Origin of the sequence: Micromonospora sp. NPDC049580 (assembly GCF_040675595.1) — a bacterium.
GTDB lineage: Bacteria > Actinomycetota > Actinomycetes > Mycobacteriales > Micromonosporaceae > Micromonospora.
Genome location: NZ_JBFAPG010000485.1, coordinates 1 through 4,774, shown reverse-complemented (window position 1 = coordinate 4,774; position 4,774 = coordinate 1). Strand labels below are relative to the sequence as shown.

5 protein-coding genes and 1 pseudogene are annotated in these 4,774 nt (G+C 73.5%); 1 reads left to right on the top strand and 5 read right to left on the bottom strand.

Annotated features, from left to right (window positions below; translation table 11 throughout):
• On the top strand, positions 1-471 hold a 471-nt coding region (locus AB0J68_RS27460; RefSeq protein ID WP_363941222.1), incomplete at its 5' end, for a bacterial transcriptional activator domain-containing protein.
• A 32-nt stretch (positions 472-503) separates the two neighbouring features.
• Here the strand turns inward: AB0J68_RS27460 and AB0J68_RS27455 are convergent.
• The 5 genes and pseudogenes from AB0J68_RS27455 to AB0J68_RS27435 all read right to left on the bottom strand — a co-directional run.
• Positions 504-1,226, bottom strand: coding sequence for an HD domain-containing protein (locus AB0J68_RS27455; protein WP_355065219.1), 723 nt, complete (start codon positions 1,224-1,226; stop codon positions 504-506).
• Between the two features lie 69 nt (positions 1,227-1,295).
• The gene (locus tag AB0J68_RS27450) at positions 1,296-2,651 is read right to left on the bottom strand and encodes a polysaccharide lyase family 1 protein (protein ID WP_355065221.1); all 1,356 of its coding nucleotides are present in this window, start codon (positions 2,649-2,651) and stop codon (positions 1,296-1,298) included.
• A gap of 112 nt (positions 2,652-2,763) precedes the next feature.
• Positions 2,764-3,096 carry a hypothetical protein gene (locus AB0J68_RS27445; protein ID WP_354862302.1) on the bottom strand — a complete coding sequence of 111 codons (333 nt, stop codon included), beginning with the start codon at positions 3,094-3,096 and terminating at the stop codon, positions 2,764-2,766.
• A 213-nt stretch (positions 3,097-3,309) separates the two neighbouring features.
• A complete protein-coding gene (locus AB0J68_RS27440; RefSeq protein ID WP_363941219.1) occupies positions 3,310-4,485 on the bottom strand; it encodes a Gfo/Idh/MocA family oxidoreductase in 1,176 nt (391 codons plus the stop codon).
• A 55-nt stretch (positions 4,486-4,540) separates the two neighbouring features.
• Positions 4,541-4,774: pseudogene (locus AB0J68_RS27435) on the bottom strand (mannitol dehydrogenase family protein); the annotation flags it as partial.

Genomic DNA, 4,774 nt, shown 5'->3' with positions numbered 1-4,774 from the left:
AGCGACGTCGCCACGCTCGGCGCGGCGTCCGCGGCGCTGCTGGCCGGCGGGGCGCCGGCGGGTGTCGGCGCGGGGGTGCCGGCGCTGGCGACGGGCGAGCTGCTGCCCGGCTGGTACGACGACTGGGTGCTGACCGAGCGGGAGCGGCTGCGCCAGACCCAGCTGTACGCGCTGGAGGCGTTGGCCGAACGGCTGACCGCGCAGGGACGCTTCAGCGAGGCGGTGCAGGTGGCGTTGACCGCCGTGCAGTTGGAACCGTTGCGGGAGAGCGCCACCCGCGTGCTGATCGCCGTGCACCTGGCCGAACGCAACATCAACGAGGCGGTACGCCGGCTGGAGCTGTTCCGCGCCGACCTGGGCCGGGAGTTGGGTGTCGCCCCGACCTCCTGGCTGGAGCACCTGGTGCGCGAGGGCCTGCGCCGGGACAGGTTCGTGCCCGCGCCCGGTCCCGGCGGCGGTACGCAGGCCTGACCCGTCGGGCGCGCGTCCCGGCTCAGCTCAGCTCAGCGCGTGTGGGCCGGCCGGTCCAGGATGGCGCTGAACCGCTCCTCGGCAAGGTCGAGCTGGCCGAAGATGTGGGCCTTCACCGCAGGCGAGAGCGGGGTGTCCGCACGACCGATCAGGTCCCGGAAGAGCGGCACCAGCGGCCGGTACTTGCGGGCCGACGAGACGACCTTCGGCCCGACGGTGTGGATCACCCCGACGCCGTTGTCGGTGAAGTCCGACACCTTGATCACCCGCGCCCAGGGTTCCCGGTCCAGGCTGACCGCCAGGTGCTCCCGGTACTGCTCGTTGCGGTCGCGCTGCGGGTCGTACATCGGGTTGGTGACCGCGGCGACCAGGGTGGCCACCCGCGGCCCGAACCGCGCGGCGAGCGCGGCCAGCGCCGCGGCCCTCGGGTCGCCGCCGCCGTCGGCCAGCTCGGCCGGGTGGTCCTCCACCGCGTCGTGCAGCAGACCCGCGACGATCACGTCGACGTCGCGGACCTGGTAGTGGTGCATGAGCCGGATGGCGACCCGCAGCAGGTGGTTGAGGTACGGCTCGCGGACCCGCCGGTCGTCGCGGTGCAGCTCGGCGGCGAGGTCGAGCGCGGCGGACAGGCGGGCGCGTTCGCCGTCGTCGAAGCGCTCGACCTCCAGCCGGAAGCGCTCCAGCAGGCCCGGTTCGCCGTGGATCTCGGTGATCGCGTGCATCGGCATGCTGCCCAGGTGCGGCGGGAAGTCCATGCGTCACTTATAGCCGATCTTCCCCCCATCGATGGCCCGGTACGTCGCCGACCCGACCATGGCGAGTCGTCACAGCGGCAGCCGATCGGCCCCGGCGAGCGGGCCCACCAGGAGCGGGAGCAGCGGCGCCGGCAGGACCGGGTCGCGGCGCAGGGTGGGTGTCCAACCGGCGTCGGCGCCCAGGTCGGGGTCGTGCGCCGCGTTGTACGCCGTGAGCAGGTCGACCGGCCGGGCCGGGCCGGCGCCCTGGCGCACCCAGGAGCCGCGCTCGGTGAGCGCGGTGCCGCCCCAGTCGTAGAGCAGGTCGGCCGGGTCCACGCCCGCGTCGAGGGCGAAGAAGTTGTTCTGCGCGTAGATCGCCGACTGCACACCGACGCCCAGGGCGTACTGGAAGCCGTCGCCGCCCAGCCGGTACAGGTTGTTGTAGACGTCGACCTGACCGAACCGCACCCGCGGTAGCCGTTGCAGGACGCCGTCGAAGAGGTTGTGGTGCAGGGTGACCTTCAGCCGACCCACGTCCGGGCCGACCGTGTTGGACGAGCCGATCAGCATCAGCTTGTCCCGTCCGGTGAAGCGGTTCCATGAGGCGGTGACTCCGCTGGCGGTGTGCGTGACGTCCAGCGACCCGTCGTGCACCTGGTACGGCCGGCCGAAGTAGACGGGCTGGGCGCTGTCCGGGTTGTCGCCGTCGGTGAACGTGTTGTGGTCGACCCACACGTGCTCGCTGCGGCGTACCGAGATCTGGTCGTACTGGCTGTTCCAGTTGCCGGTGTCGCCGTCGGTGGGCGACCACGCGGGGAAGCAGTCCCGGGCGTCGACGAAGGTCAGGTTGCGCACGATGACGTTGGACGCCCGGTCGATCATGAGGGTGAGACCGGTCAGTCGCGCGCCGCGCAGGCCGACGATTGTGGTGTTGGGGCCGACGTTGATCTGGGTCTGGCGGGTCTGGTTGGCCACCGAGCGCACCCGGGCCTCCTCCAGCGGCCCGGCCGGTGCCACCCGACCCCAGACCGCCGGGTCGTACGCGGCCAGGTAGGCGTCCAGCCGGTACGCCGGGTCAGCCAGGTCGGCACAGCTCAGTGTTGTGCTGTCGGGCCCCTCGAAGCCGTCGACCGCGCCCGCCACGTAGATCAGCTTCGGCGTGGCGTCGGTGGCGTTGGCGGCGTTGTCGCCACCGAGGGCGGCGACCAGTTCGGCCCTGCTGCGGACCACCCGGGTCCGCTCCGGCGGCGCCGCCGAACCGCCTGTGGTGCCGACGCCCTCGGCCGCCCAGCCGTCCCGCTCCGGCAGGGCCTGCCGACCGAGGTGACGGGCCGACCAGGAGAGCCGATCGGCGGCGGAAGTGTCGGGGCGGGGAGCGGCGGCGGCAGGTGTGGCACCGACCAGGACGGCGATCACCGTCGCCCCGACGAGGGGTGCGCGCATTGATTTTCCCATTCGCTGGTGGTGGTTTCGGCATTCACCAGGAACGGTAGGTTCGCGGTTTTGTATCGGTCAATATAAATTGTTTGCAGGAATGTTGCAGTGGTGCCGGCCGCTAGTGGGCGGTCTCATCCCGCGCGGGTCGAACGTGCCGGAAGGCGACCAGCAGGGCGGTGACGAGAGCAGCCACCAGCAGGACCCTGATGACGATGAACAGCACCGCGTCGCCCGTGGAGTGGGGCGGGAAGATGTCCTTGACGAGCCAGCCGACCCCCAGCCCCAGCCCCAGGCAGGCGTGCATCGCGGCCCGCAGGCGGGGGAGCGGCTGCGGGCGGCCGAGGATCCGGGGTGCCACGGTGCCACCGCGGCTCCTGGCGAGCAGCACGGCGGCGACGGCCAGGTTGGCCACGCCGACCGCGACGGCCAGGGCCAGGTCAACTGTTCCCATGTGGACGCACGTTATCGCACGGACAGTCGCTCCGAGGGCCGCCTCTCCTGACGTCGGCCGCCTGCCCCGAGTGTCGGAGGAGGGGCGGGCACCGACCCGTCGCCTCCTTTGCTCTGCTTCAATCCAGGCAACACCTGCGGGGCAAAAGTGTTGCCTCGGTTGAAGCAGAGCAAAGGACAACCGGAGCACCCTCGCCACCGCGGGGCGACACCACTACGCCAGGTCCGCGCGGTACGCCGGCACGGCCCACGGCACGCCCTGCTCGCTGGGCAGCGCACCCTGCTCGGCCGCCCGACGCAGTACCTCGACCACGCCACGGATCCGCAACACCCGCTCGTCACCGTCGCCCACCACGTCGACCAACTCTCCGCCGAGCAGTTGGGGCTCGGGCGCGGCCCGCAACGCGTCCAGCAGGGCGGTGAACGGCGCGGTACGGGCCAGCGGGGCGATCAGCGGCACCCCGGCCGGGTCGGCGCGGTGGGCGAGCAGGTTCTCCAGCAGGCCCCGTCGACCGGGGACGCGGCGGGTCACCACGTCACCGGGCAGGCGCAACCGGTCCGTCGGGTACTCCAGCACGGCCTGTCCCGTCGTGCCGGTCACCACCACCTCGCCCGCCACGAACTCCTCGGATGCCAGGGTGACCGCCGCGAGCACCGGCGGGCCGGCGCGGAACCGCACCCGCAGCACCGCCGTGTCCTCCACCTCGATCGGCCGCACCCGGTAGCGCTCCACCTCGATGGCGACCGGCCACGGTGGTGCCCCGCCGAGCGCCTCGGCGACGGCCAGGCACTGCATCACCGCGTGCGCGAGCGGGTTGGCCAGCGCGCCGTCCAGCACCGGTCGGCCGTCCACGCTCCGGCGGCCGGCCCACGGGGAGCGGGCGTAGTAGGCGTCCGGCCGTTGCCACGCCGCGACGGTCGCGATGCCGGTGACCGCGCCGAGGCGGCCGGCGGCCAGCGCGTCGGTCAGCGCGGTCAGCGCCGCCGAACCGAGCGCCTGGAAACCGACCTGGGCCACGCGGCGGGTCGCCGCCAGCGCGTCGGTCAGCTCGTCGTGCTCGGCCAGCGACAGCACCGGCGGCTTCTCCAGCAGCAGGTCCGCGCCGGCCGCGAGGGCGTCGCGGGCGATCGGCAGGTGCGTGTGCGGCGGGGTGCAGAGCGCCACCACCTCCGGTCGGGTGGCGGCGAGCATCGCCCGGTGGTCGGTGAACACCCCGACCCCGGGCGGCACCGGTGCCTCCCGTTCGTCGCGCACCGGTTGAACGTCGACCAGGGCGACCAGCCGCAGCCGGCCGCCGGCGTGCAGTGGCGCGATCACCCGCCGGTGCCAGTGGCCGTGCCCGTTCGCCCCGATCACCGCCACCGTCGGCGGCGGCGCCGACCCGTTCACGAGACGCCGGCCAGGACTGCCGAGGCCCCCGGGGCACCGGCCCACGCGGCACCGCTCACCGGGCACCGGCCAGGGTCGCCTCGACGCCGTGTCGTCCGAGCGCGGTGAGCCAGGCGGTCACCTCGGCGCGTACCTCGTCGTCGTCGGCCACCTCGGCCGGGATGACCTCGCGCAGCGCGAAGACGGCGTCCACCGCGCCGGCCGGGCTCTGCGCTCCGGCCTCCAGGGCGGACCGGATCGGCCCCGCGAGGGGGTCCTGCAACGGCAACGGTACGCCGTCGTCGGCGTA